This is a genomic window from Lysinibacillus sp. Y5S-8 (genome assembly GCF_036894365.1).
GTDB lineage: Bacteria > Bacillota > Bacilli > Bacillales_A > Planococcaceae > Lysinibacillus > Lysinibacillus fusiformis_D.
Genome location: NZ_CP145889.1, coordinates 3,846,990 through 3,873,561, shown reverse-complemented (window position 1 = coordinate 3,873,561; position 26,572 = coordinate 3,846,990). Strand labels below are relative to the sequence as shown.

General features: G+C 39.1%; 27 protein-coding genes. 17 read left to right on the top strand and 10 right to left on the bottom strand.

Translation table 11 applies throughout. From position 1 onward, the window contains the following. Position 1 precedes the first annotated feature (1 nt). A complete protein-coding gene (locus V6670_RS18930; protein WP_141904906.1) occupies positions 2–982 on the bottom strand; it encodes a peptidylprolyl isomerase in 981 nt (326 codons plus the stop codon). A 143-nt stretch (positions 983–1,125) separates the two neighbouring features. On the opposite strand from V6670_RS18930, the gene V6670_RS18925 reads away from it, so the two are divergent. Next, positions 1,126–1,230, top strand: coding sequence for a YjcZ family sporulation protein (locus V6670_RS18925; RefSeq protein ID WP_004230765.1), 105 nt, complete (start codon positions 1,126–1,128; stop codon positions 1,228–1,230). A gap of 167 nt (positions 1,231–1,397) precedes the next feature. Here the strand turns inward: V6670_RS18925 and V6670_RS18920 are convergent, their stop codons facing one another. The 6 genes from V6670_RS18920 to V6670_RS18895 form a co-directional block, all read right to left on the bottom strand. After that, positions 1,398–1,583, bottom strand: a complete 186-nt coding sequence (locus V6670_RS18920; RefSeq protein WP_008173337.1) for a hypothetical protein — start codon at positions 1,581–1,583, stop codon at positions 1,398–1,400. Between the two features lie 74 nt (positions 1,584–1,657). Continuing rightward, positions 1,658–2,203, bottom strand: a complete 546-nt coding sequence (locus V6670_RS18915; RefSeq protein WP_036118042.1) for a DUF3267 domain-containing protein — start codon at positions 2,201–2,203, stop codon at positions 1,658–1,660. 205 nt (positions 2,204–2,408) lie between these two features. After that, the gene (locus V6670_RS18910; protein WP_036117418.1) at positions 2,409–2,969 is read right to left on the bottom strand and encodes an HTH-type transcriptional regulator Hpr; all 561 of its coding nucleotides are present in this window, start codon (positions 2,967–2,969) and stop codon (positions 2,409–2,411) included. A 157-nt stretch (positions 2,970–3,126) separates the two neighbouring features. Further along, entirely contained in the window at positions 3,127–3,522 is a 396-nt protein-coding gene (locus V6670_RS18905; protein WP_036117416.1) for a YtxH domain-containing protein, read from the bottom strand. A gap of 132 nt (positions 3,523–3,654) precedes the next feature. Continuing rightward, complete coding sequence (locus V6670_RS18900; RefSeq protein ID WP_036117414.1) at positions 3,655–4,191, bottom strand: tryptophan transporter; 537 nt, start codon at positions 4,189–4,191, stop codon at positions 3,655–3,657. A gap of 148 nt (positions 4,192–4,339) precedes the next feature. Continuing rightward, positions 4,340–4,753 carry an HIT family protein gene (locus V6670_RS18895; RefSeq protein WP_036117412.1) on the bottom strand — a complete coding sequence of 138 codons (414 nt, stop codon included), beginning with the start codon at positions 4,751–4,753 and terminating at the stop codon, positions 4,340–4,342. Positions 4,754–4,857: 104 nt separating this feature from the next. On the opposite strand from V6670_RS18895, the gene V6670_RS18890 reads away from it, so the two are divergent. Beyond that, entirely contained in the window at positions 4,858–5,607 is a 750-nt protein-coding gene (locus V6670_RS18890) for an ABC transporter ATP-binding protein (protein WP_036117411.1), read from the top strand. Further along, a complete protein-coding gene (locus V6670_RS18885) occupies positions 5,591–6,772 on the top strand; it encodes an ABC transporter permease (RefSeq protein ID WP_141904907.1) in 1,182 nt (393 codons plus the stop codon). Before V6670_RS18890 ends, V6670_RS18885 begins: the two co-directional genes overlap by 17 nt. A 75-nt stretch (positions 6,773–6,847) precedes the next feature. Here V6670_RS18885 and V6670_RS18880 read toward each other — a convergent pair whose 3' ends face one another. Further along, positions 6,848–7,363 carry an antibiotic biosynthesis monooxygenase gene (locus V6670_RS18880; RefSeq protein WP_141904908.1) on the bottom strand — a complete coding sequence of 172 codons (516 nt, stop codon included), beginning with the start codon at positions 7,361–7,363 and terminating at the stop codon, positions 6,848–6,850. Between the two features lie 244 nt (positions 7,364–7,607). Between V6670_RS18880 and hemE the strand changes: the two genes are divergently transcribed. From hemE to V6670_RS18860, 4 genes are all read left to right on the top strand, one after another. Further along, complete coding sequence (gene hemE, locus V6670_RS18875; RefSeq protein ID WP_141904909.1) at positions 7,608–8,657, top strand: uroporphyrinogen decarboxylase; 1,050 nt, start codon at positions 7,608–7,610, stop codon at positions 8,655–8,657. Positions 8,658–8,812: 155 nt separating this feature from the next. Next, positions 8,813–9,733, top strand: coding sequence for a ferrochelatase (hemH, locus tag V6670_RS18870; protein WP_058843261.1), 921 nt, complete (start codon positions 8,813–8,815; stop codon positions 9,731–9,733). Positions 9,734–9,747: 14 nt separating this feature from the next. Continuing rightward, the gene (hemY, locus tag V6670_RS18865) at positions 9,748–11,169 is read left to right on the top strand and encodes a protoporphyrinogen oxidase (RefSeq protein WP_338651859.1); all 1,422 of its coding nucleotides are present in this window, start codon (positions 9,748–9,750) and stop codon (positions 11,167–11,169) included. 549 nt (positions 11,170–11,718) lie between these two features. Continuing rightward, entirely contained in the window at positions 11,719–14,346 is a 2,628-nt protein-coding gene (locus tag V6670_RS18860) for a DUF4573 domain-containing protein (RefSeq protein ID WP_338654685.1), read from the top strand. 227 nt (positions 14,347–14,573) lie between these two features. Here the strand turns inward: V6670_RS18860 and V6670_RS18855 are convergent, their stop codons facing one another. Next, positions 14,574–15,659 carry a glycosyltransferase family 2 protein gene (locus tag V6670_RS18855; RefSeq protein WP_141904911.1) on the bottom strand — a complete coding sequence of 362 codons (1,086 nt, stop codon included), beginning with the start codon at positions 15,657–15,659 and terminating at the stop codon, positions 14,574–14,576. Positions 15,660–15,842: 183 nt separating this feature from the next. On the opposite strand from V6670_RS18855, the gene V6670_RS18850 reads away from it, so the two are divergent. The 6 genes from V6670_RS18850 (at position 15,843) to V6670_RS18825 (ending at position 22,423) form a co-directional block, all read left to right on the top strand. After that, positions 15,843–16,811: a YncE family protein gene (locus V6670_RS18850; RefSeq protein ID WP_338651858.1), complete on the top strand. Its 969-nt coding sequence runs from the start codon at positions 15,843–15,845 to the stop codon at positions 16,809–16,811. Next, positions 16,811–17,494, top strand: coding sequence for a response regulator transcription factor (locus V6670_RS18845; protein ID WP_036128542.1), 684 nt, complete (start codon positions 16,811–16,813; stop codon positions 17,492–17,494). Before V6670_RS18850 ends, V6670_RS18845 begins: the two co-directional genes overlap by 1 nt. Further along, positions 17,491–18,879: an ATP-binding protein gene (locus tag V6670_RS18840; RefSeq protein WP_036128540.1), complete on the top strand. Its 1,389-nt coding sequence runs from the start codon at positions 17,491–17,493 to the stop codon at positions 18,877–18,879. Before V6670_RS18845 ends, V6670_RS18840 begins: the two co-directional genes overlap by 4 nt. A gap of 3 nt (positions 18,880–18,882) precedes the next feature. Further along, entirely contained in the window at positions 18,883–19,407 is a 525-nt protein-coding gene (locus tag V6670_RS18835; protein WP_036128538.1) for a FixH family protein, read from the top strand. A 121-nt stretch (positions 19,408–19,528) separates the two neighbouring features. Continuing rightward, a complete protein-coding gene (locus tag V6670_RS18830) occupies positions 19,529–20,101 on the top strand; it encodes a TetR/AcrR family transcriptional regulator (RefSeq protein ID WP_036128535.1) in 573 nt (190 codons plus the stop codon). Between the two features lie 132 nt (positions 20,102–20,233). Then, positions 20,234–22,423 (top strand): YhgE/Pip domain-containing protein, encoded by a 2,190-nt coding sequence (locus V6670_RS18825; protein WP_338651856.1) that lies wholly within the window; start codon positions 20,234–20,236, stop codon positions 22,421–22,423. 657 nt (positions 22,424–23,080) lie between these two features. Here V6670_RS18825 and yhfH read toward each other — a convergent pair. Then, on the bottom strand, positions 23,081–23,206 hold the full coding sequence (yhfH, locus tag V6670_RS18820) for a protein YhfH (protein WP_004230455.1): 126 nt from the start codon (positions 23,204–23,206) through the stop codon (positions 23,081–23,083). 144 nt (positions 23,207–23,350) lie between these two features. On the opposite strand from yhfH, the gene V6670_RS18815 reads away from it, so the two are divergent. The 4 genes from V6670_RS18815 (at position 23,351) to V6670_RS18800 (ending at position 26,568) form a co-directional block, all read left to right on the top strand. Further along, positions 23,351–24,343: a lipoate--protein ligase gene (locus V6670_RS18815; protein ID WP_036128038.1), complete on the top strand. Its 993-nt coding sequence runs from the start codon at positions 23,351–23,353 to the stop codon at positions 24,341–24,343. Positions 24,344–24,443: 100 nt separating this feature from the next. After that, positions 24,444–25,148, top strand: a complete 705-nt coding sequence (locus V6670_RS18810; RefSeq protein WP_036128035.1) for a response regulator transcription factor — start codon at positions 24,444–24,446, stop codon at positions 25,146–25,148. Further along, on the top strand, positions 25,148–26,131 hold the full coding sequence (locus tag V6670_RS18805) for a sensor histidine kinase (protein ID WP_036128032.1): 984 nt from the start codon (positions 25,148–25,150) through the stop codon (positions 26,129–26,131). Before V6670_RS18810 ends, V6670_RS18805 begins: the two co-directional genes overlap by 1 nt. An 11-nt stretch (positions 26,132–26,142) precedes the next feature. After that, positions 26,143–26,568 (top strand): hypothetical protein, encoded by a 426-nt coding sequence (locus V6670_RS18800; RefSeq protein WP_036128029.1) that lies wholly within the window; start codon positions 26,143–26,145, stop codon positions 26,566–26,568. Positions 26,569–26,572 lie beyond the last annotated feature (4 nt).

Below are 26,572 nucleotides of genomic sequence, written 5' to 3'. Positions count from 1 at the left end.
ATTATTTAGATTCCTTGTCCGTATCTTCTGCTTTGTCTTCAGAATCTTCTTTAGCAGCTTTTTCTTCTGCTTTTTTAGCTGCTTCTTCAGCTGCCTTTGCTTGTTCTTCACTTGTTGTTGTGAAGAATTCTAGTGAATCTTTTAAATCTTTATCAGATGTTTTAACATTCGCATCTTTAGCCATTTTTGCAATGATGTCTTTTAGAATAGTTTGAGCTTCACCCGTTTGGTTTAGTTTATTTAACATTGTTGAACGAATGTTTTCTTCTTCATCTTTCAATGCACCAACACCTTTTACATCACGCTTCTCGGTAATTTCAATTACATGATAACCATAGCTAGATTTTACTGGCTCACTCAATGTATTTAATTCAAGAGCGTAAGCAGCATCGTTAAATTCGTCAACCATTACACCAACAGAGAACCATCCAAGCTCTCCACCATTTTTAGCAGAACCTGTATCTGTTGAGTACTCTTTTGCTACATCCTCAAACTTAGCGCCGCCCTTAATTTTTTCAATCACTTCTTTAGCTGTTTTTTCATCTGCTACTAAAATATGACGACCATTAAGTTCAGTTTTCATTTGCTCGTAGTATTTTTTCACATCTTCTTCTTTAATTGCTTGATCTTTTAAAGCTTTTTCTTGAAGAAGTTGAACACGTAAAGAATCTTTAAAGCCCTGTTCTGTTAAGCCACTTTCAGCAAGTGCTTGTGTAAAGCCTTCACCAAATTGTGAAGCTGTTGTGTCATAAGCTTCTTTAATTTCTTTATCTGTTACTTCATATTTGTCAGCTAAAACTTTTTCAGTCACCAATTGTTGCATTACATATGAGCCTGTTAAAGCTTTTGCCTTTTCATTAAAATCAGCTACTGAAATATCGCCCACTTTAGAAGTAACGATTGCTTTGCTGTCTCCGCCGCTACAAGCACCAAGCGCTAATACAGATGCAGCTAGAGTTAAAGATAAAACTGTCTTTTTCATAGTGGATATTCTCTCCTAACATGGTTTCGTCCATTTTTTACTATAACATAAACGTTTTAAAAACAAAATGGTTCCCCCTTGAGTATTGCCTATATTTCAAATTTTGAAGCGCATAGGATATAGAAAAGAAAGGGGGTGAAGTTATGGGCAACGGAGGATACGGTGGCGGTGGCTACGGCTCAGGCTTTGCTTTATTAGTTGTGTTATTTATTTTATTAATTATCGTTGGTGCAGCGTTCCTATACTAATTAATAAAACAGCGAAAAGCTAAGAGCTCTAACTCTTAGCTTTTCTTAACAATGTTAGACATTCGCGCCGCATGCCTTAGATACTACCAATCTTATTGGTTAGAAAAAGTTGTTGCATGGGGGGCTCGACTTACTCTTCGAGCGTGCGGACGGGCGCGGATGTACTGCTATACTGCATATAAAATTTCAATATAGAATGAGACAAGTAATATGGTAATAAGTATATTTATAGTTCGGAATATTTTTGGTTGGTTTTCTTCGGGAATTTCACGTCGCATGCATAGAGCATATGTCATGCGGTTAATTTGAAATAAATAGAATACCGAGAATAGAACTACAATCATTAATAGCAAGTCTATTCCTCCCCTCTTTCAATAGTAATAGCATAACAAAGAACGTCATTAAAAAACAAGTACAAGCAAAGCATTTAATGAACGGTTGGTGGAACTAAAATTTCATAACCTTTAGGTGTTTCCTCTATTTGCGAATTTTTAGGTGAGTGCAAAAGGTATTTCACGTAAAGGATATCAATCAAACATAGACTACAATGATAGGCTAGCAGCAATGTACCATAATGTGTGTATGCTGGTAAAAGCCAAGTTCCTATTATAATACTTGTGTTTAGAATGATAAAAGGCGTAAGTAATGCTAAGATGTAACGATTTTTTGATAAAGGCTCACGAATACGCATGTGTAAAACTGGAATTATATAAAATTGAGTACGTACACGCAATTTTAAATGCTGGCGTAAATCGTATAGTGCCAGAAAATGCAAAAATTTATGAACTGGATAAAGTGTTAAGGCTGCTATGACAAAGAGCCAGAATAAACGATCTGTATAATGCTCCTCGTTGAATAAATTAAACAATACATACGAAACAGAAAAGACCGACAAAAAAGTAATAACACTCATTATAATAATACGCGTAGTACCGTAATGATGTTCTAGATTTAAAATTTTCCAACAATGCATGGCTTAGTATCAACTCCGAAATAGGAAGTGTCCTATTTAATGTAAATTGAATGATGTTAGAATGCAAGAAAAAGGAGGTATTTCAGAAATATTTCTGAAATACCTCCTTTCACATGATTTATTCCTGAATGAACAGTAGTATACCTCATTATGTTCAACTAATAAATAAGGGCAGGAAAAATTCTGTGCAGTTTGAAGCTTCGTCTTATCCTTTTACAGGTGTGCGTTCTTCTAGTGTGTCAAAGGAATCGCGGAAATGTTGGAAGGAGCGTTCGAAAATATCGATGAAATCCTCACCATAAATATTACGAATAACAGCCATCACATCTAAAAAATCTGGGAAACGGCCATATAGATCTTTTAATGCTAGTGATCCTTCTAATACGGAATGATACGTATTATGGTAGTTTTTATTCATCTCTATAATGAGTTCTGTCCCAGTTTCAGTTAGCTCCACGTAAGTATTACGTTTGTCGTCATCACGCTTCGAAAATTTAAGGAAGCCACGCTCTTCTAACTTTTTGGAGAAATTAAATGCGGTAGAAACGTGCATCACGCCAAATTTTGCTACATCTGAAATGGATGCTCCTTTTAAATGATATGAAATCCATAAAATATGGTGTTCATTGATATTTAAATCATAAGGTTTAATCCATTGTTGCCAATCTTTTTCTACCGCTTTCCATAGCGCTTTAGATAACTGTGCGATTCTTTGACTATAAAGCATCGCTTCTTTTTGTGTATATAATTCCTCTGACAAAGCCATCACCTACTGCTTTCTTTCACATTTTTAAAAATATTATAGCAGTAAAGAAAAAAAGTTTAAAGTTAGAAAAATTAAAAAATTGAAAAGTGGTTAAAAAATAATATTATAGTAATGATTTTTGATAAAAAAATAGATTTTTTACCATTCGAAAAGGACTTTAGTCGCTAACTTTTTCTTGTGGTTTTTTCTTATTTTCTGTAATTTGTGCAATGTTTTTCTCGATTTCGCTAATCGAATTCTGTAATGCATCTAATTCTTGTTGCAAATTATTTTTTGTTGGTTCGATTTCTTCAGTGAAAGTTGTAATTGTTTGTTTTAAATCATTTATTATTTGGGGGATATTATTTTTTACTTCAATTGTTAAAGTGTTGACAGATTGTTTAACAGTCCCTACTTGTTGTTTGACATCAAGGAGCATTCCTTTTGTCTGATCGACATTTTGTTTGACAGAAGCACGTAGCTGTTGTCCTGATTGTGGCGTTGAGAAAAGTACAGCGACTGTCCCACCGATAATGCCTGTTGTTAGTCCAAGTAAAAATGGTTTTGCTTTCATATTGATACCTCATTTCTAGTCATGTTTATTTACTATTAAACCATGAATTGTACAAATACAAAAAGAAAAAAGAAACTAGACGAGTGATTTACCATCACCGTTTAGTTTCTTTTAATTATTTTAAGTAAGTGTTTATGATATTTGAGAAATGGCTGTATTGAATTTAGAACGCTTCACTAATTTTGTGACAATGGGATAAATGACGGCAAAAGCAACGACATTAAATGCGACAGCTGGCAGGACAACGCCAATAAATAACATCGCAAACGTTGCACCAACATTTGCATTAAACACAAAAAGTGCTACGGCTAAAAAGACAGTTCCTGAAAGAATAGTTCCTAATCCAACTAAGATAGCTGATACTGCGAAATGATTTGCTAGTTTTTTAAGAATCAATAAAGCGGCTAAAAAGACAAAGCCTGTTACTGCTTTATCAATAATATTTGGGACAAGACCTGCTGGGAATGTTGTAAATAAACCTGAAAGTACGCCTGTTGAAAGCGAAAGTAAGAACGTTTCTTTCACAGTGGGGAACAATAAAATGCCAATAAACATCATTGTTAACATGAAATCAGGTTTCATGCCATTCACCATACCTGGTGTCACCACATAAAGGGCTGCACCGACACCTACTAATAATGCCATTAATACTAAATTTTTTGTATTCATCTGTATCTCTCCTCGACTAAGCTAATCTATTTGTCTCCTAACGTATCCTCTTGATCGTTAGCGAAACTTATTTGTGATTGTACGCCAAAATTTTTCAATTTGCAATACAGTTTTCTGAACATTTTAATGTTAATATATTACAAATGACTTATAGATTGGCCTTAATACTTTCTGCAACTTCGGCTAACTGCTCTGGTGAATATTTTTGAGTCTGCCAAATTAAGCCTAGTCCTTCTTTTTCATCGTAACGCGGAATAAAATGTAAGTGGTAGTGGAAAACAGTTTGTCCAGCGGCAGCACCATTGTTATTAATCGTATTCATACCTATTGGCTGAAATGCTGCTTTAATAGCATTAGCGATTTTTGGTGCAACTGCATATAGATTACGTGCTACATCCTCTGGCATTTCAAATAGATCTTGACAGTGATGCTTTGGAATTAATAATGTATGACCTTTTGCAACAGGTGAGATGTCTGTAAATGCATAGACATGATCGTCCTCGTAAACTTTGGTACTTGGAATAGATCCGTCAATAATTTTGCAAAATAGGCAATCGCTCATGAGAATTTCCCCCTTAACGTATATGTAAGTACATTCTATCATACTCAAACCTGTATCATTTGCTAATTTTTGATAAAATATAAAACAAGAAGAGGAGTGAGGATATGTCAGTATTAGAGGTACAGCATGTGACAGGTGGTTATACAAGAAAGCCTGTGATTAAAGATTTATCTTTTACAATTGGAAAAGGAGAATTAGTTGGCTTAATCGGCTTAAATGGAGCTGGTAAAAGTACAACGATTAAACATATTATCGGAACGATGTTGCCAAAGGAAGGGGACATTCGTTTAAATGGTGTGACATTGAAGGAAGATACGGACAAATATCGGACAGCATTTTCCTATATTCCTGAAACTCCTGTATTATACGATGAATTAACATTAAGAGAGCATCTAGAATTGACAGCGATGGCTTATGGGATTAATAGGGCAACCCTCGATGCTCGTTCTGAGGTGCTATTAAAAGAGTTTCGAATGGAGAAAAGATTAAATTGGTTCCCTTCACACTTTTCAAAGGGAATGCGTCAAAAAGTCATGATTATGTGTGCTTTTTTAGTGAATCCAAGTCTATATATTATTGATGAGCCTTTTGTGGGATTAGATCCACTAGGTATTCAATCATTACTAGATCAGATGGATGAAAAGAAAAAAGAAGGTGCTTCTATATTAATGTCTACGCATATTCTATCGACGGCTGAAAAGCATTGCGATCGAATTATTTTATTGCACGAGGGAAGAGTGCGAGCACAGGGGACGATGGCGGAATTGCGCCAATCATTTGCTATGCCGAATGCGACATTAGATGATCTTTATATTGCCATGACAAAGGAGCGGGACCATGAAGAATTTGCGTGATGTATGGTCCTCTCGCTTCATGCATTATATAGGAGAAGTACAAAAGTATATGCAATTTATTTTTACAGGGCATATTGCAATTGTACTTGTATTTCTTATTGGAGCAGGGGGCTACCAATATAGCGAATGGCTGAAAGTTGTCGAAACAGACTTTCCAGCAGAAATCGTCATAGCTGTTATGATAGGCATTTTATTGGCCTTTAGCCGTCCTACTACGCTGTTGAGAGAACCAGATCAAGTATACTTATTACCTTTAGAATCAAAAATGTCTCAATATTTTAGCAAGGCATTGGCTTGGACGTTCTGGTCTCAAGTGTGGATTGTAGCGATTGTTTATATTGTATGTATTCCATTATTGAAAGCCGTAACGGCATTAACAACAACTGAAATATGGACGATCTTTTTACTTGTCATTGTATTGAAATATATAAGTGTGCAAGGAGAATTCAGCTACCGATACAGTGAGCGAGGTCAAATGGTTTGGGTGGACAGGCTTATTCGAGCTGTCATATTCGGGGCTGTTTTATACATGGGTCTTCATGCTCAGCTAATACTAGCGGTAATAGCGACAGTTATTAGTGTGATTTATATAATTATCTTTAGGAAAAAATCAGTTGGCGAACCTGTGCCTTATGAACATTTTGTCAAAATTGAACAGAATCGTATGATGAGCTTTTACCGTTTTGCTAATTATTTTACAGATGTACCTCATCTACACGGAAGTATCCGACGTCGACGCTGGATGGACTGGCTATATAGATTTGTGCCATATGGTAAAGAAAATGCTCAAAAATATTTGGTGTTTCGTACCTTTGTCCGTACAGATGACCATTTCTATTTATGGCTTCGTCTTACGGCCATTTCGGCAGTCATCGCAGCTTTTGTAGATATTCCTGTAGTGATATGGATTGTTGCTGGTGCACTCAGCTTTGCGACCACAATTCAGTTAAAACAAGCCTTACTATCAAGTGGTGAATTTCGAATGGACATGCTCTATCCTTTACCAGAGCATGCCCGTCAATTAGCTGTAAAGCAAACTGTCCGTTTAGCAATGGTTACACAAGCTATTATTGTTGGTTTATGTGCTATCACACAGCCAATGTTTTATCTAGCCATTGTCATTGTTATTGTGATTAGCGAATTAACAGCGAAAATTTCCAAATAAACAGATTGTAGCTGACAAATTGAAAAGCTCATTTTCCAATGCTAGTATTCGGAAAATGAGCTTTTATTTTATCTACTATTCTGTATCCTCATTTGGCAGAGCGCTATAAGTTGTTACATAGGAAGCTGCTGAAAAGATATTTTGCTGGCTTACACCTGATGAATCATCTCTTTTAGCATGTGCAGATTCAAAGGCTCTAGAGCTCTTCCATGCTTCAAATGAATGTGGTCCATTCCACTGCGTCATGACAATGTAAGTATCACTCTTGATCGGACGTAATAAACGGAACGCCACAAAGCCAGGCTCATTTTCAATGGCGCGTGAACGCTCTAAAAAGCGGTGTTCGAAAACAGGTCGTCCTTCATCTGTCACAGGAATATTATTAAAAACAAAGAAGCCTCGTTCCTCTAATTCATTTACTGAATCCAGTACCTCAAATTTACGTGGTGTCGCAAAAACTGTCTTTCCTTCTGCCTCATGAATCAGTACAGAGTTTCCATCCCCATGAATTAAAATCATATGCTCATTTGGATACTTATTTTTTACCTGTTCTAAAAAATCACCAGTGCCAGAAGTTAAATAAATATACATCAATTTATCCTCCTTACGATCTTACTAATTATAGCGTGATTATACCCTTTTCAGCGTAAGTCTAACGCTCTGTTCAAAAAGAATCTGCCGAGAAAGAACAATTTTATGACATTTCACTAGGAAAACTATACAATTACGGAGGAAGCGTTTACTATTGGAAACGGATATCAATAATAAAGGAATAAACAAAACATTTTTTAAGACAATTTTATAGTATGAATTTATCGAGGGGAAGGAACTATTCATGACAACTTTTAATGATACACTCCTGCGTGCTGCACGTGGAGAAAGGACAGCACATACGCCAGTATGGTACATGCGTCAGGCAGGACGTTCTCAGCCAGAATACCGTGCCATTAAAGAAAAATATTCCTTAGAGGAAATTACACATCAACCTGAGCTATGTGCATATGTCACTCGTCTACCTGTAGAAAATTATAATGTCGATGCAGCCATTCTATACAAAGATATTGTGACACCTCTTCCGGGGATTGGGGTAGATGTAAAGATCAAAGCAGGCGTTGGTCCTGTTATTTCAAACCCTATCCAATCAGTAGCAGATGTAGAAAAATTAGGTGAATTCAATGCTAATGAGCATACACCGTTTGTATTAGAAACAATCAAGATGTTGGCAGAAGAGCAATTGAATGTTCCTTTAATCGGTTTTGCTGGAGCACCATTTACACTTGCAAGCTACATGATTGAAGGCGGCCCTTCAAGAAACTATAATAAAACAAAATCATTTATGGTATCAGAGCCACAAGCTTGGTTTGCATTAATGGATAAACTAGCTGACATGATTATTGCAGATGTAACTGCTCAAATTAAAGCTGGTGCAAAGGCAATCCAAGTATTTGATTCTTGGGTAGGAGCCTTAAATGTTGAGGATTACCGTGTATTTATTAAACCAATTATGACTCGTATTTTTGCAGAGCTGCAAAAAGAAAATGTGCCACTCATTCAATTCGGTGTCGGTGCGAGCCATTTAGCAAAGGAATGGAATGATTTACCGATTGATGTTGTAGGCTTAGACTGGCGTTTGCCAATAAAAGAAGCGCGTGCGAATGGTATTACAAAACCGGTACAGGGTAACTTAGATCCGTCCCTTTTATTAGCAGATTGGTCAGTCATTGAGAAACGAACAAAAGATATTATTGAACAAGGTTTAGAAATGCCAGGTCATATCTTTAACCTAGGACATGGTGTTTTCCCAGAGGTTGACCCAGATATCTTAAAACGTCTCACTACACTTATTCATGAATACAGTGCACAACAAATTCAAGCTCGTTCTTAATAGAAGTGAATCAAATGTGAAAAATATGTCCCTTTCTACATAGGAAATTTTATTTTCCATATAGAAAGGGAGCTGTCCAATATTAAAGATTGGGCAGCTTCTTTTTGTCACATAATGTATGAAAACATAAAACAATTTTAGAGGTGAAAAGGGTAATGAAAGAAGTTAAAGGCTTATTGGTAATGGCATACGGAACACCTTATAAAGAAGAAGATATCGAACCTTACTATACGCATATTCGTCATGGACGTAAACCTTCGGCAGAGCACTTAGAGGATTTACGTAGCCGCTATGAAGCTATCGGTGGTTTATCTCCATTAGCTGCGGCGACACAAGCACAAGCTGAAGCCCTATGTGCACGTTTAAACGAGGTGCAGGATGCTGTAGAATATAAATTGTTTATTGGCTTAAAACATATTCATCCATTTATTGAAGATGCAGTAGAGCAAATGGTGGCAGAGGGCATAAAAGAAGCGGTTTCTATTGTTCTAGCCCCTCATTTCTCTACATTCTCTATTAAGTCTTATAACGGTCGTGCTGAAGAGGCTGCAGGGGGTCGCTTAACGATTACTTCTGTAGAATCTTGGTATGATGAGCCGAAATTCATTGAGTATTGGGAACAACAAGTAAATGATACATTTAATGCAATGCCACAAGAAGAACGTGAAACAGCTTGTTTAATTGTGTCAGCACATTCATTGCCTGAAAAAATTAAAAACTTGGGCGATCCGTATGAAGATCAATTAATTGAAACAGCACGTCTTATTCAAGCTGCGACAGGTCTAAAAAATGTAGAGGTTGGCTGGCAATCAGCAGGCCAAACACCAGAGCCTTGGATTGGCCCAGATGTGCAAGATTTAACACGTGAGCTATTTGAAGAAAAAGGCTTCCGTTCATTTGTTTATACACCAGTAGGTTTTGTAACAGAACATTTAGAAGTGTTATATGACAACGATTTTGAATGTAAAGTTGTTTGTGATGAACTTGGCGCAAAATACTATCGCCCAGCGATGCCAAATACACACCCATTATTTATTGATGCGATGGTAGATGCGATTCATAAAAAATTAAGCTAAGCGAAAAGAAAGTGATGATGTTGGTGACTCAGAAAAGACGAAAGGTAGTTGTCGTAGGCGGTGGCATTACAGGCCTTACAGCTGCATTCTATATGCAAAAAGAAGCAGGCGCAAAAGGATTGCCATTAGATATCGTACTTGTCGAGTCGTCATTACGTCTTGGCGGAAAAATTCAGACTTTAAGAAAAGATGGTTTTATTATTGAGCGTGGGCCAGAATCTTTTTTTGATCGTGAAAATTATGTTAATGATTTAGCAAAGGATCTTGGGATTGAACAGAAATTATTGACAAGCAATGCAGGGCCTACTTATATTGCTGTTGGTAGTCAGTTATATCCAATACCTAGTCATCTCTTGTCAGGAGAGACACCACATATCTCATCCTTTATAGCATCAGGTCTGTTTTCACTTAGCGGTAAAGTTCGTGCGGCTGGGGATTTTTTCATCCCTCGTTCTGCACAAGATGACGATCAGCCGTTAGGCGCGTTTTTTAGAAGAAGATTTGGTTCTGAAATAGTAGAAAATCTAGTAGAACCATTATTAGCGGGAACATTTGCAGGGGATATTGAGCAATTAAGTATGAGCTCGACTTTCCCGCAGCTTTATAGTTTAGAGCAAAAATATCGGAGTTTGTTGATTGGCATGAAAAAGTCAGGAACAAATTTCTTAAGCAATCATCATATTGATGAAAACAAAGGGATTTTTCAAACTTTTAGTAATGGTCTTGAAACACTCATTGAAAGTATAGAAGAATCACTACTTCCAGGGACAGTCATGAAGGGTGTCAAAGTAGAAGAAATAGAGCATGGCAAAGATGGATCAGTTCAAGTAATGCTCAATAATTTCTCACATATAAAAGCAGATGCTGTTATTATTGCTACTCCCTTTAATATGGCAGAAAAAATGTTTAGTAAGCAAAATCTGTTACATGAATTGGGAACAATGAAGGCTGCAACGATTGCAACCGTTACAATGGCCTTTAAAAAGGATCAGCTTGGTGATCTAGATGCCCTTTCTTTTTATGTCTCTCGAAATAGTGATTTTTCAATCACTTCTTGTACATGGATGAACAGAAAATGGCTAGCTACTACACCAGACGATTATGTACTATTACGTAGTTATATTGGGCGAGTGGGAGATGAAGCGATTGTGGCACTATCTGATACTGAAATCGAAAAAACCGTGCTACAGGATTTAAAGAAAACGATTGGTATAGATGGAGCCCCTCTAACGACAGTGGTTACACGTTGGAAAAATGCGATGCCTCAATATACAGTTGGACATGAGGCGAAAGTTCAACGTATAAAGCAGGAATTACAAGAACATTTTCCAAATGTAAAGCTTGCAGGAAGCTCATTTGAGGGAATATCAATTCCAGAATGTGTGCAGCAAGGTAAACATGTTGCAGATGAAGTATTAATGGAAATGTTTAAATAATAGATGAAAAATAGTACAAACATGCATAACAAATGTTTGTGCTATTTTTTGTTTTTTTGAAAAGGAAAAAGCAAACCACGATTTCGTAGTTTGCTTTTCCACTTGCTTCAAATAGTGATGCCCATCTAAATCTAAGAAATTCGATGACATGACCAAACGATACCACCAGAGTTAGCACCACCTAGTGTAAGACCGATTGTCAAACCATTGGCTTCATAGAACAGATCGATAGTGTCTCCAGCGTTTAATTGTACTTCTCCTGCCAAAGTTACCGTCCCATTTCCAAGAACCGCACGCAATGTTAATATGAGCGCGACGTTTACGTTTAATACAGGGAATAAGCCACTGATTAAATTCGTAGTAGTATTTTGTCGTATTGCAAATGAAGGGTTTATTCCACCCCCTAAAGTGACACTAATAGCCGCTGTAGTAGAGTAGTTAATGGTCGCTTCAAAGGAATATCTACCTGTAGTTGGCACAGTGAATATTCCAGTTGTTGGATTGAAAGCAGGCGTTGTAAAGTAAGGTGATGCTACACTCCAGTTAGTGATGGAGGTAGAAGCATTAACAGCTAAAGTATTTTTAAATGCAGAGAATCCTTCTGTAAACGCTGGTCCAGTAGGTCCGGTAACGCCAGTAGCCCCAGTAACGCCAGTAGGTCCGGTAACGCCAGTAGCCCCAGTAACGCCAGTAGGTCCGGTAACGCCAGTAGCCCCAGTAACGCCAGTAGCTCCGGTAACACCAGTAGGCCCGATATCCCCAGTAGCCCCAGTAGGCCCAGTAACACCGGTATCCCCAGTAACGCCAGTAGTCCCAGTAACGCCAGTAGCTCCGGTAACGCCAGTAGAACCGGTAACGCCAGTAGGCCCAGTAACGCCAGTAGAGCCAGTAACACCGGTAGGCCCGATATCCCCAGTATCCCCAGTAGGACCAGTAACACCGGTATCCCCAGTAGCCCCAGTAGCCCCAGTAGGACCAGTAGCCCCAGTAGGACCAGTAGCCCCAGTAGGACCAGTAACACCGGTATCCCCAGTAGCCCCAGTAACGCCAGTAGGCCCGATATCCCCAGTAGCTCCAGTTACACCAGTAGGCCCGATATCCCCAGTAGAGCCAGTAGCCCCAGTAGGACCAGTAACACCGGTAGGTCCGATATCCCCAGTAGAGCCAGTAGTCCCAGTAGGACCAGTAACACCGGTAGGTCCGATATCCCCAGTAGGCCCGATATCTCCAGTAGAGCCAGTAGCCCCAGTAACGCCAGTAGCTCCGGTAATGCCAGTAGAACCGGTAACGCCAGTAGGCCCGATATCCCCAGTAGCTCCAGTTACACCAGTAGGCCCGATATCCCCAGTAGAGCCAGTAGCCCCAGTAGGACCAGTAACACCGGTAGGTCCGATATCCCCAGTAGGTCCAGTAACACCGGTAACCCCACTAGCCCCAGTAACGCCAGTAGCTCCGGTAACCCCAGTAACGCCAGTAGCCCCAGTAGCCCCAGTAGCCCCAGTAACGCCAGTAGAGCCAGTAACACCAGTAGGCCCAATATCCCCAGTAGCTCCAGTAACGCCAGTAGAGCCAGTAACCCCGGTAGGTCCGATATCCCCAGTAGCACCAGTAGGACCAGTAACCCCGGTAGGTCCGATATCCCCAGTAGCTCCAGTAGCTCCAGTAACACCAGTAACACCAGTAGGCCCGGTAACGCCAGTAGAGCCAGTAACACCAGTAGGTCCAATATCCCCAGTAGCACCAGTAAGTCCAGTAGAACCGGTAACCCCAGTAGCCCCAGTAACGCCAGTAGCACCAGTAGGTCCAGTAACGCCAGTAGAGCCAGTAACACCGGTAGGCCCCGTAACGCCAGTAGAGCCAGTAACACCGGTAGGCCCGGTAACGCCAGTAGCGCCGGTAACCCCAGTAGGCCCGATATCCCCAGTAGCACCAGTAACGCCAGTAGGCCCGGTAACGCCAGTAGAGCCAGTAACACCGGTAGGTCCAATATCCCCAGTAGGCCCAGTAACACCGGTAACGCCAGTAGGCCCAGTAGCGCCTGTAACCCCAGTAGGACCAGTAACCCCGGTAGGTCCGATATCTCCAGTAGCACCAGTTACACCAGTAGGCCCAGTAACGCCAGTAGAGCCAGTAACACCGGTAGGTCCAATATCCCCAGTAGGCCCAGTAACACCGGTAACGCCAGTAGGCCCGGTAACGCCAGTAGAGCCAGTAACACCGGTAGGCCCGATATCTCCAGTAGAGCCAGTAGGACCAGTAACACCGGTAACCCCAGTAACGCCAGTAGCTCCGGTAATGCCAGTAGAACCAGTAACGCCAGTAGGTCCAGTAACCCCAGTAGCACCCGTAGCTCCGGTAACGCCAGTAGGTCCAGTAACCCCAGTAGCACCCGTAGCCCCGGTAACGCCAGTAGCTCCGGTAATGCCAGTAGAACCAGTAACGCCAGTAGGCCCGATATCCCCAGTAGCTCCAGTAACACCAGTAGGCCCGGTAACGCCAGTAGAGCCAGTAACACCAGTAGCCCCAGTAACGCCAGTAGAGCCAGTAACACCGGTAGGCCCGATATCTCCAGTAGAGCCAGTAGCACCAGTAGCCCCAGTAACGCCAGTAGCTCCGGTAATGCCAGTAGAACCGGTAACGCCAGTAGGCCCGACATCTCCAGTAGCGCCGGTAACCCCAGTAGGCCCGATATCCCCAGTAGGCCCGGTAACGCCAGTAGAGCCAGTAACACCGGTAGGTCCGATATCCCCAGTAGAGCCAGTAGCCCCAGTAGGTCCAATATCCCCAGTAGAGCCAGTAGCACCAGTAGGACCAGTAACACCGGTAACCCCAGTAGCCCCAGTAACGCCAGTAGCGCCGGTAACGCCAGTAGAACCGGTAACGCCAGTAGGCCCGATATCCCCAGTAGAGCCAGTAACACCGGTAGGTCCGATATCTCCAGTAGCACCAGTAGCCCCGGTAACGCCAGTAGAGCCAGTAACACCGGTAGGCCCGATATCTCCAGTAGAGCCAGTAGCCCCAGTAGGACCAGTAACGCCAGTAGGACCAGTAACCCCAGTAGCGCCCGTAGCTCCAGTACTACCTGTAGGTCCAGTTATCCCCCCAGTAGGTCCTGTAGGTTTTACAGGCCAAATTGGACAACTGGGAATTGGTCCAGTTTTGCAACAACAAGGGTAAGAATGACACTTAGTGCAAACTCTATCTATAAATTTTCCAAAATGCATAATCTCACCTCCTCTCTCAAATATCGTATTCTGCATAATGATAGAGGAGGTAGACACATATCTACTTATTACTTGTAAATAGAAAGTTATTTATAGATTCGTTGAAACTGCGCTTAAAAATAGTAGAAGTTTTCTATATCGATAGGGGCTAAATCCTTTTTATTTGGTTATTGATATTTTCTAAGAGTCGTTTTGATCGATTGTTAAAATACGATTGAAATATTCTTTATTGTGTAAAATTTTTGGATCATTTGGAATGAAGGAGCTGGCTAGCTCATTATGGGTATTTGCTAGTTCGTATTGCTGTAAACGGTCGAAAAGTACGCACAGCTGCAAGTGTGGGAGCCATGTTGAAAAGCTTTTATTTTGAAAAGGAGCGTTTGGATTTTGTTTAATTACCAGTGCTTGTTCGTACCAAAAAATAGCTTCGTAATTCCTGAATTGTTCCATGAAGTGGTAGCCAAGGCGACAGCAGGCTTCGGGGCGGGGGACATCGTATTCAAAGCTTCGTAAAATAGCACTGAAGTTGTTTTCTCTATCGTCTAAATTGGAATAGCAATCTGCTAATTTAAAACAGGCGCGAATATTATCTTCTACCCAGCCTAACTTTGAGGTTAAAAATAATTCGTAATAGTAAATGGCATCCTCAAACTGACCATGATCTAGTAATTCATTAGCAAAATAAAATGTATCTCGCGGTGTTAGTGTTTCTCCTGCTTCAATAAGTTGCTTATAAATCGTAATATTACGTGAGTGATCATGTGTTAATGGTAAATGGCTAACGGCTATATCACTATCAAACAGCACGCCTCCTACTTCTAAATATTCATGAACTGCACCAATCCATTGAAAATGCTTTTCTCTTTTTACAAGGCGATATCTTCTTATTAAGGCGTCCACATTTCCCTCATGATCATAGCTTAGATGATAATTCATGGACACGGCATCTATATCAGAGGTTAGAGAGGCTTTGAGCAACTTCAATTTTTCTCGATCCTCCTCTAAAAAAACATCATCTGCGTCTAGCCAGAGGATGTATTGCTTTGTTGCTTGTTGAAAGGAAAAGTTTCGTGCCGCTGCAAAATGATGTATCCATTTAAAATCAAAAATTCGGTCTGTAAATTGTGCAACCACTTGTTTTGTACTATCGGTTGAACCGGTGTCAATAATATTAATTTCATCTACTATATCTTTGACGGACTCAAGACATCGACCAATAACATCTTCTTCATTTTTTACAATCATACATAAGCTAATGGAAATCACACTATATTCCTCCTTACCAGTATCTTTGTAGTATATGTAACGCTGACAGTATGGGTTGGATGATTGAACTGAGAGGAGGTTTGTGAGTTTGAAATGTGAAAAGTATTTTTATGGTTTGTCATAAATTTACCTTCCAAGTTTCACCCGAATTTCACAATTGTGAAGTATAGTAAAGGGGCAGAGGTGATAAAGTTGAAAAAATGGGCATTCTTCATTTTTTCGTTACTACAAATTATATGGTTAGCTGGTTGTACTGAAAAATCATATGAACCCATTGAAAGGGATCGGAATTTTATAGCTTCGTTAAACATACAAGAACCATCATTAGATTTTATTGACGAAGATGGCAATGTACTTGCTACTTGGTCATTTGATAAAGCTTATTCTGGGGCAATACTGTTAGGGAATGACCAAATCTTATTGTATGGACACCAATTAAATAATATCGACGTCTATACATTATCGACCGGAGAAAAGCGCTATTCCAAAAAAGTAGAGATTGGTACAACGAATGTGTACTATGATGACAACATTAAGCAATTTTTTATAACGAATAGTAAAACGAATACGGTGACAAGCTTTGATCAAAAGGGAAATGAACTAGTCAGACAACAACTTGGCAATTATCCTATGTCAATGGCATCGTATAAAGATAAACTGTATGTTATTAATTTTAAAGATACAAAATTATCAGTGTTAAACATGAAGGATTTGACCATTGAACAAGAGTGGCCAATTCAAAAATCCGCACATGGCATAGCTATTTTAGAAGAGACACATGAGCTATGGGTAGGTGGGCATGGGGAAGGAAGTAAGCCCAACAGCTCCGTTAAAAAATATGATTTGACTACTGGCCATCTGAACGGAGAGATTGATATGCCTTTAATGCCAGTAGGGTTAAAAAAGACCAAGGATGCCGTTCTTGTTGTAAGTCATGGTCACAATGAGTTGTATGTTGCTGATTTTGATGGCCATATTAAATGGCACCAAGAGGTTGGTGCAAATCCCTTTGTAGTGAACCAGTTTAAAGACTATATTGTTGTCGCTGGTTATGACGATCACACATTGTACTTTATAAAGGGTGATCAGAAGGAAAAAACAGTTGATGTAGGGAAAGGTGCTTTTCAACTGTTAGTAAGGGAGGAACAATGATGACAACTGTGTTAATAGTTGATGATGAGCAGGATATGCGTAATTTAATTGAGATGATGCTAAATAATTCGGATATAGAGACATTTACTGCCGCAAGTGGTACTGAGGCTTATGATGTGATAGTACGTGAAAATATTGATTTAGTATTACTTGATGTGATGATGCCCCATGAAGATGGCTTTGTCGTTTGTCAAAGTATTCGTGCTATGTCCAATGTACCGATTATTTTCCTGACAGCACGTGATGCCAATGAGGACAAGGTGAAAGGTCTTACACTTGGTGGAGATGACTATATTGTTAAGCCTTTTACACATGATGAACTAGTGGCGAGAATTTATGCTGTATTAAGAAGAAGCGGCGCGAATATTACAGAGCTACAGCAAAAATACGTGATTATTGGTCCAATTAAAATAGACGAAATTGCACGTAAAGTATCTGTTGATGGAAAGAGTATTCCGCTTACCTTAAAGGAATTTGAGCTCTTGCACTTATTTATGAAAAATCCGGGAAATGCCTATACGAGAGAGCAATTACTAGAGCGCATTTGGGATATTGATTATGTAGGTGGCACACGCACGGTCGATACACATATTAAAACTTTACGAATTAAGCTTGGAAAGGATGCGGCTGCGCATATTCAAACCGTTTGGGGAGTGGGCTATCGCTTTGATCCTGGCGAATGAAAAAGATTGCCACGCGCATTTGGTTGTTAATTTTTGCATTTTTAATCATTACCGTTGTCTTTATGTATGTTCTCACAAACTTTTTGTATCAACGTTTATATGTCCAAGATACAGAAGAGACAATGGTCGAAGTTGGCTTGAAGCTACAGACCATGTATGACAATGGGAAGGTTACGGATGAATTTATTGCAGATATTGAACAATTTAATGATTACTCAAATTTAAATATATTTGCGGTAAGGAATCCACGTGAGTTAAGTGCCTGTGTTCCATTTGATATAGATTATGAAACCCTGATTGGCCCTGAGGAAAGACAGAAATTATTAGCAGGAAAATATGTGCAAAAAATTGGATATGAGCCAAGGTTTGATCGACAACTTATTTCCGTAGTTATACCGCTAGTTGATCAAAATCGATTAGAGGGTATCATTTATATTTATTTCCCATTAGCCAAAATTAGTGAGTTAGCTAATAGTGGCGTGATTTTGTTGTTTATTAGTGCTTTCATATTTTTAGTAGTGGCTAGCTATTTGATTTATAAAGGTATCCGGCATATTATGCGGCCATTAAACGATTTACAACTTGCAGTGGAACAGATGTCCTATGGGAATTATGAGACACGTGTGCCTGTCAATTCACGAGATGAAATTGGTAAATTATCTAGTACCTTCAATAAAATGGCAGAGGCCATTCAGCAGGAAGATGAAGCACAAAAAACGTTTCTAGCAACCGTTTCGCATGAATTACGCACACCTATAAGCTATGTAAAAGGCTATAGCGAGGCTATGCAAAATGGCATCATTACAGAAAGTCAAAAAGAAGATACCATACAGTTGATCGTCCGTGAGGCGAATCGAATGGAGCGGTTAACAAACGAATTACTTCAACTGGCAAGAACAGAAAATGAACAAACCAATTTAGTTTTATACCCTATTCCACTAGGGGAGACATTACGAGAGGTTCAAAAAATCCTAACACATCAAGCAGATAAAAAGAACATAACATTACATGTAGATGTAGATGATGCGCTCATTATTGAAGCGGATGAAGTAAAGCTAAAGCAAATCTTTATTAATATTATTGAAAATGCAATTAATTACTCGTATGAAAATTCTAAAGTGGAAATTGTTGCTGTTGAAAAGACTGGCAGTGCACAAATTACAATCAAGGATTATGGAATCGGTATTCCATCCGAGGATTTATCACATGTCACAGAGCGATTTTATCGTGTTAACAAAGCACGGAGTCGTGCAGACGGTGGTAGTGGATTAGGGTTATCCATTGTTGAACAGTTATTAAAGCAGTTACAGGGATCGTTAGAAATTGAAAGTGTTGTTGAAAAAGGCACAACCGTTAAAATCCGGTTGCCATTAATGGAGGATTAAAAGATGAAAAAGTGGTTATTCGCGCTAATTGCAGTGCCTACATTATTAGTAGGATGTGGAGAAAAAAAAGAGGCTTTACCAGAACCAGTTGTACCTCAAATTCCAGAGGTAGAGATTTTAACACCAAAAGAAGTAGTACTCAATGAAACAATTGAGCTGGCGGCACACGTTGAACAAGGTGGAGAAAACGTTGATGATGCTGTAGTAGAATTTGAAGTTTGGGAATCAGGGAAACGGGATGAAGGACAAATGATTGATGGGAAATTAGAAAAAGACGGCGTCTATAAAGCAACGACTACATTCGATCATGACGGTGTTTACTATATGTATGCACATACTACAGCTAATGGTGTTCATAATATGCCAAAGCAGCAAATTATTGCTGGTAGCCCAGATATGACACAGGTTTTACCAGAGGATGAGAAATCTAATAACAGCATGGATAACAATATGATGAATCATGGTAATGGTACGTCAAATGATGCTGATCATGATGACGAAGAAAAAGATGAAAAAAATCATCATTAAATGCTTGCATTTTTTTAAAAATAGGAATATGATAATGACCAGATGACCGAAATGGTTTTCTGGTCATTTTTATTGAAGTGTACATTAGAGGTACATAACCTAACAAGAAAGGATGTTACTAATGGATCGTAGGCAGGAAATTCTTGAAGCAGCTGCAAAATCTTTTACATTGTTTGGCTACAAAGCAACAACGATGGAGCAAGTGGCGAAAATCGCTAATGTCGGTAAAGGTACGATTTATACATTCTTTGCAAATAAAGAAATTTTATTTCAAGAGATTGCTATGTCACTTGTACGAGAGATGAAGGCGGAAGCAGATGCAGTGTTGGATGCATCAGCAAGCTTTATGGATAATGCGCATAATGCTTTAATGAAAATGCTACAGTTCCGTGAAAAACATCTATTATTTGCAAAGCTAATCGAGGAAGAAAAAGAATTACGAACACCAGCTGTTAAACAGGTGCTACTTCGCATCGAAACAGAAATCTTATCGTATGTTTCAGAGTTAATACAGCGTCGTATTAAAAAAGGTGAAATTAGAGATTGCGATGCAGAACTGGTCGGTTACTTATTGTTAAAGGCATATCTTGCTTTTGTTGTCGATTGGCATGAGTTACACGGTGATGTAATCCCCGAAGAAAAGATTCTTAATCTTTTCAAGGAAACAATCTTTCGAGGTTTGATTCTAACTTGATTCGATAAAAGACAGATATAAAAGTGTCGAATCAAGTGTCTTTTTGCAAAATTGCCGAGGTTGACTATTTTTTTTGAATGAAAATGACCAAATGACGTTTTCGGTCAAATAGTTTAGGAGTGAGGATATTATATGATTAAAGCTGAGTGGCTGAAGATCTTTAAAACAAGAAAAATGCTTGTTTCAATCATTGCTGTATTATTTATTCCAGTAATGTATGCGGGTATGTTTTTATGGGCGTTTTGGGATCCTTATGCAGGGCTTCCTAATCTCCCAGTAGCTGTAGTTAATGAGGATACTGGTGCTGAGATGGATGGCGTTAAATTAGACTTGGGGGATACCTTAGTTGATAAATTGATAGATAGCGAACAATTTAACTTTATAGAGGTTTCAAAAGATGAAGCTGAAAAAGGTTTAAATAGTCGTGATTATTATATGATTTTAGAAATTCCAACAAATTTCTCTGAGCATGCTACAACATTATTAGATGACAAACCTTCGAAATTAGTGATGAACTACATTCCAAATGAAGGTCTTAACTTCCTTGGTGCTCAAATTGGTGAGACTGCAATGGATCGTGTACGTGCTGAAGTAAATTCACAAGTATCAGCAACATATGCTGAAAAATTATTTGATTCTATTGCAACACTTGGAGATGGCTTTACAGAGGCAGCTGATGGCTCGAATAAGTTAGATGAGGGTGCACAAAAAGTAGCAAATGGTGCAAAAGATTTAAAAGGCTATCTAGAGCAATTAGCTTCAAGCACAGTTGAACTGTCGAATGGGACAGATAAACTGACAAAAGGTGCTGGAGATGCTGCGAAAGGTGCGAATGATTTATCAAGCGGTTTAGTCAAACTACAAGATGGTACTGTCCAATTACAACAAGGTGCACAGCAAGCAGCAAATGGTGCAACTAGTCTTGAACAAGGGTTATCACAATATACTCAAGGTGTTGCAAAAGTTGGTGCAGGTTTAAACACTTTAAACGATAAACAACAACAAATTAGTGCAGGTGCAGCTTCTATAGCTGAAAATGCAGGTTCATTAAATGGTGCAGCCAACCAATTAACAGCTGGTTCTGCGAAAGTGGAGGCAGGTATTACAGCCTTAACTAGCCAACTACAAACGATGATGGCTTCAATGCCTGAGGAACAAGCAGCAGCATTAAAGCAAACATTAGCAGAGCTGCAAGCTGGTAGTGCTAGCGTGCATAACGGGTTAACATCTTTATCTGCTGGTACAGAAAAATTACAAGCTGGTGCTAATCAAGTAAGCTCTGGTGCAAGTCAAATTGCAGCAGGTCAGGCAGAAGTATTAGCTGGTGCAAACGCATTAACGGCTAAAAGCAATGCTTTAATGGAAGGTGCAAAAGGTCTACAAGCAGGTAATGCGACATTAGCTGCAAAATTAGGTGAACTACATGCAGGTGTGAATACAGCTGTAACAGGTTCAAAAACATTAGCATCTGGATTAAATGAATTAGCAAATGGTACAACAACATTAAATCAAGGTACTTCTACGCTTGCTTCGAAATCTGGTGAACTAGCACAAGGTTCCGCAACACTTGCAGATGGTTCTACAGAGCTTGCAGATGGTACGACAACGTTATCTAGCAAATTAGGTGAGGCTAGTGAAAAAGCAAATGAAGTCAAAGCAAATCAAGACACGTATGATATGGTAGGTAGTCCAGTAGAGGTTGAAAAAGAGTCTGTAAACCATGTTCCAAACTATGGTACAGGTTTTGCACCATACTTCATTTCTCTTGGCTTATTCGTAGGGGCATTATTAATTTCGATTGTGTTCCCATTTGTTGAACCAGCTATCCGACCAAAAAATGGTGCAGCTTGGTTTACAAGTAAAGTGACTGTATTAGCCGTTGTAGGTTTAGTGCAAACATTACTAACAGTAGTTATTGTAAAATGGGGTCTAGGACTTGAAGTAAATAACATGGGCTACTTTATCATAACTGCATTATTAACAAGCTATGTATTTTTAGCCTTAATTCAAATGCTTGTTTCGATCTTTGGTGATCCAGGACGTTTCATCGCAATTGTTGTGTTAATTTTACAATTAACAACAAGTGCAGGTACGTTCCCACTAGAATTAATTCCATCACCATTACAAGTATTTAACAAGCTTTTACCAATGACATATACGGTTCAAGCATTTAAATCAAGTATTTCAACTGGCGATATGACATTCTTAATGCAAAACTATGGTGTTCTAGCTGGATTCTTAGTAGCATTCTTAGCCATTACATTCGGTTACTTCATGCTACTTCACAACAAACGTTACTCTAAAGTAGCAGAAGAAAACTAATAATACACTTGAAGCACTCATCAACTATTCGGTGAGTGCTTCTTTTGGTAAAAAGATATATAGACAACTATTGGTTTTCTCTATGAATTGGCGTTTTCCTTGCAAGCTAGCCCTATTGGAGTCTCCACTAAATCCACAATACCTCTCTATATAAATAAAAACAAAACCATCAATAGCATATTTGTGAAAGGTGAAAATAGATTTCCGTTGGCTTTCCTGTGGGCGAGCTGCTTCCTCCGCTACCGCTCCGTTTAGGGGCTCGCCTGTCTTGCTATCCCACGGGAGTCAAGTAGCCTTCCACGCCAATCTATAAAAATGTTAACTTTTTAGCAAAGGTTCAAGGGAAGATGTTCACTACTCATTTTATGAAGGGGTGTTGTCACGCAGCACTTCTCCACATGCTTGATTGGAGCGAACGCAGTGAGTGAAGCGGCTCATCGGACGTCCCCTGGAAAGGACGCTGACGGAACGGAAATTAATCCCTCGCTTGACACTACCTTTTTTCAATAACATAAAACAACAGCTGATATGAGCGTATCAGCTGTTGTTTTTGTAAGTGTAAGAGATTTAATTAAGGGTTCATCAAAATATGATGAAGTGTGTCATAATTGCTACGTGTGGGGCACGTATATGACAAATTACAGTATAGGCAAATGCTTATAGGTGGTTACATTTTTCACAAGTGTTGCTGTAGCATTCACTTTGTTCTTCCATTTTTTCACCGCACTCAGTACATTGCTTTGCAGGTAAATTCTTGAAAAATTCAACTACGTTTTCTAACATTGTGGACTCCTCCTTTAAGTTCATCTGTACTATTACTGTTTTGATATTTCCTAGTGTATTATAACAGATGCTTTTCGTCAACACAAAATGCCTAATTTACGTTAAAATAAATATGGATAATTTGTGAAGGAGGAAACGTGAACTATGATTTTCGTTGATAATAAAGGGATCCATGATCCACGTATTAACCTTGCTATTGAGGAGTATTTATTAAAAACAATGGACGTTGAGAAAGAGCCAGTGCTTCTTTTTTATATTAACCAACCGTCCATTATTATCGGTAAAAACCAAAATACAGTTGAAGAAATCAATACAGACTACGTAGAGGACAATGGCATTATTGTTGTGCGCCGTTTATCAGGTGGTGGTGCTGTCTATCATGATTTAGGGAATCTTAACTTCAGCTTTATTACAAATGATGATGGTAATAGCTTTATGAATTATAAAAAATTCACACAGCCAGTAGTAGATGCTCTAGCTAAAATGGGTGTCAATGCAGAGCTTTCAGGACGTAATGATATTCTAGCAGAAGGGCGAAAGGTTTCTGGAAATGCTCAGTTCTCTACAAAAGGGCGTATGTTCAGTCACGGCACATTAATGTTTGATACAGAAATTGATGCAGTAGTGTCAGCTTTGAAGGTCAAAAAAGATAAGATTGAATCAAAGGGTATCAAATCCATCCGTTCACGAGTAGCAAACATTTCGGAGTTTTTAAAAGAACAAATGACAGTAGAAGAATTCCGTCTTGAAGTTTTGAAATCCATTTTCGGTGGGGAAGAAAATATTCGCTATTATGAGTTAACAGAGGAAGATTGGGCAAATATACACAAGCTATCCGCAGAGCGTTATCAAACATGGGAGTGGAATTTTGGGAAATCACCACGCTTTAATATTCAAAAAACACATCGTTTCCCAACAGGTGGCATTGATATCCGCCTAGAAGTTAATCATGGTGTGATTGAAGAGGCACATATTTTTGGTGACTTCTTTGGTGTAGGGGATATGGCTGATATAGAACAGCTTTTAGTTGGGACAAACTATGATAGAGCTGCCATTGCTAAGGCATTAGCAGATATCGATATTCCTACATATTTTGGTGGAATCTCAACTGAGGACTTTTTACAATTAATTTATTAAGGAAAATACGTTTTCGAGTAATGTTTTAGCCTAAAGGTTCGCTGACAATTATGTCGTCGAACCTTTTTTTGATACAATATAGAAAGAAAGGAGTGTTGATATGGAAAAGCATCGAATATTCATAGTAGAAGATGATGTCAAGATTGCATCATTACTAGCGGAAACGCTTAGAAAATATCAATACGAAGTTGCAACAATTCAAGAATTTGATCATCTCATCGAAGAATTTACAGCATTTAATCCCCATATGGTGCTGCTTGATATAAATTTACCTGCTTATGATGGCTATTATTGGTGTCGCCAGCTACGCCAGCTTACAACATGCCCGATTATTTTCATTTCTGCTCGCTCTGGAGAAATGGACCAAATTTTTGCGCTTGAAAATGGGGGCGACGATTTCATTACAAAGCCATTTAACTATGAAATTGTTTTGGCTAAAATCCGTAGTCATCTACGCCGTACATATGGTGAGTATGCAGCAAGGCAAGAGGAACGGACAATCAAGCAAGGACAGCTTGTACTTCATTTAGAAAGAATGGAGCTACATAAAAATGATTTAGAAATTCCACTTCAGAAAAAAGAATGCATCATTTTAGAACTGCTTATGGGAAATGCACCAAAAGTCGTGACGCGTGAACAGCTACTAGAGGAGCTCTGGGACGATCAGGCATTTGTCGATGAGAACACGTTGAATGTTAATATGACGCGAGTACGAAAAAAGTTAGCAGATTATCACATAGCATCAACAATTGAAACCGTACGTGGTGCGGGCTATCGGTTCATATTAAGCGCAGGTGAGCTATAGTGGGCTGGAAATTATTTTTACGTGACTATGCATCATTTATTGTGTTCCAGCTCTTATTAGTTGGCTTCATTATGGTCATTTATATGCTAGATGGCTTTCGAAATATTGATACGGCTATTTATTCCTTCTGTATTAGCCTTGTCCTATTAGCTTCATTTTTACTTGTGCGGTATTTAATGCGCCAACGTTATTTGATGAAAATCACTCATCTCCCAACAGCAATGGAGGATGTGCTACAAAAAAACGCAAAAACGCCAGAAGCTATGCAAACCGAAAAGTACATGCACGAGTTGTATCGCCTTTATCAGCATGAGCTGCATGCGCTATATGCAAGTCAAAAAAGACATGATCAGTTTATGAACCAATGGGTGCATCAAATGAAAACACCTATTTCAGTGATTGAATTATTATTACAGGATGACCGACCTCTGGATAAAAAGAACGTACAGGAGGAAATTGATCGTTTACGTAGAGGCTTGGACATGGTGCTTGTTAATGCACGTTTAGAAAATTTTGAGGATGATATGCAAGTGGAACAGGTTGCGTTGAAAGCAATTGTCACTGCAACTGTTAATGAAAATAAACGTTTATTTATTACGAAAAGAGTTTTCCCTGAAATTCATATTGAGGATGATCTTATTGTTGCCAGTGATTCAAAATGGCTTCGGTTCATTCTTGGCCAATTTATTACAAATGCGGTGAAATACACGTTTGAAAGCAATAAGAAAATTGTGATTTCTGCCATTGAAAAGGATGACTATGTACAGCTAGCTATTTGCGATGAGGGAATTGGGATTCCAGCTTCCGATCTTTCACGTGTTACGAAAGCCTTTTTTACTGGTGAAAATGGGCGGAAAACAGGAGAATCTACTGGGATGGGCCTTTATTTAGCCAAAGAAATCTGTGAAAAGCTAGGACATGAATTGGCTATTACATCAGAGGTAGGAAAAGGGACAATTGTGACAGTGACATTTACAAATTAGGGGGCGCTAGGATGGGAGAAGTACGTATAGAAGATTGGGTATTAACTATTGATAAGGAGAAAACAAAAGCTCTTTATATGACACAAATGCAAGAGGGTGATCATTTTGCCTATCAAAATTTCTTGAAGGCAAATGAGAGGCTCGATGAAGAACTATTGCATTTTTCAAATAAGCTTGGGTTAAACTTACAGCAACCTACATTATTGAATGCATTTCCTATCGAAGGTCAACAGATGATGTACAGTGGGTATTATACTGTGTGCGGTGAGATCCTAGAGGGAGAAATAGATGCTTGGGATGTGATTGTTGGGGAGCATTGCTTTAGTTTAGTAGAGGAAGAGTCCGTTCTGACATTAACAGAGCCTCATTTTCAAATCGGCTTTGAGGTCGTATTACAGTGGCTTTTACCACAATCCTTAGAATTAATGAAGAAATAAGGTG

Coding starts and splice junctions, on each gene's coding strand:
- V6670_RS18930 (WP_141904906.1), bottom strand. CDS start 982: ATGAAAAAGACAGTTTTATCTTTAACTCTAGCTGCATCTGTATTAGCG.
- V6670_RS18925 (WP_004230765.1), top strand. CDS start 1,126: ATGGGCAACGGAGGATACGGTGGCGGTGGCTACGGCTCAGGCTTTGCT.
- V6670_RS18915 (WP_036118042.1), bottom strand. CDS start 2,203: ATGCATTGTTGGAAAATTTTAAATCTAGAACATCATTACGGTACTACG.
- V6670_RS18910 (WP_036117418.1), bottom strand. CDS start 2,969: ATGGCTTTGTCAGAGGAATTATATACACAAAAAGAAGCGATGCTTTAT.
- V6670_RS18905 (WP_036117416.1), bottom strand. CDS start 3,522: ATGAAAGCAAAACCATTTTTACTTGGACTAACAACAGGCATTATCGGT.
- V6670_RS18900 (WP_036117414.1), bottom strand. CDS start 4,191: ATGAATACAAAAAATTTAGTATTAATGGCATTATTAGTAGGTGTCGGT.
- V6670_RS18895 (WP_036117412.1), bottom strand. CDS start 4,753: ATGAGCGATTGCCTATTTTGCAAAATTATTGACGGATCTATTCCAAGT.
- V6670_RS18890 (WP_036117411.1), top strand. CDS start 4,858: ATGTCAGTATTAGAGGTACAGCATGTGACAGGTGGTTATACAAGAAAG.
- V6670_RS18885 (WP_141904907.1), top strand. CDS start 5,591: ATGAAGAATTTGCGTGATGTATGGTCCTCTCGCTTCATGCATTATATA.
- V6670_RS18880 (WP_141904908.1), bottom strand. CDS start 7,363: ATGTATATTTATTTAACTTCTGGCACTGGTGATTTTTTAGAACAGGTA.
- hemE (WP_141904909.1), top strand. CDS start 7,608: ATGACAACTTTTAATGATACACTCCTGCGTGCTGCACGTGGAGAAAGG.
- hemH (WP_058843261.1), top strand. CDS start 8,813: ATGAAAGAAGTTAAAGGCTTATTGGTAATGGCATACGGAACACCTTAT.
- hemY (WP_338651859.1), top strand. CDS start 9,748: ATGATGTTGGTGACTCAGAAAAGACGAAAGGTAGTTGTCGTAGGCGGT.
- V6670_RS18860 (WP_338654685.1), top strand. CDS start 11,719: ATGGAGGTAGAAGCATTAACAGCTAAAGTATTTTTAAATGCAGAGAAT.
- V6670_RS18845 (WP_036128542.1), top strand. CDS start 16,811: ATGACAACTGTGTTAATAGTTGATGATGAGCAGGATATGCGTAATTTA.
- V6670_RS18840 (WP_036128540.1), top strand. CDS start 17,491: ATGAAAAAGATTGCCACGCGCATTTGGTTGTTAATTTTTGCATTTTTA.
- V6670_RS18835 (WP_036128538.1), top strand. CDS start 18,883: ATGAAAAAGTGGTTATTCGCGCTAATTGCAGTGCCTACATTATTAGTA.
- V6670_RS18830 (WP_036128535.1), top strand. CDS start 19,529: ATGGATCGTAGGCAGGAAATTCTTGAAGCAGCTGCAAAATCTTTTACA.
- V6670_RS18825 (WP_338651856.1), top strand. CDS start 20,234: ATGATTAAAGCTGAGTGGCTGAAGATCTTTAAAACAAGAAAAATGCTT.
- yhfH (WP_004230455.1), bottom strand. CDS start 23,206: ATGTTAGAAAACGTAGTTGAATTTTTCAAGAATTTACCTGCAAAGCAA.
- V6670_RS18815 (WP_036128038.1), top strand. CDS start 23,351: ATGATTTTCGTTGATAATAAAGGGATCCATGATCCACGTATTAACCTT.
- V6670_RS18810 (WP_036128035.1), top strand. CDS start 24,444: ATGGAAAAGCATCGAATATTCATAGTAGAAGATGATGTCAAGATTGCA.
- V6670_RS18800 (WP_036128029.1), top strand. CDS start 26,143: ATGGGAGAAGTACGTATAGAAGATTGGGTATTAACTATTGATAAGGAG.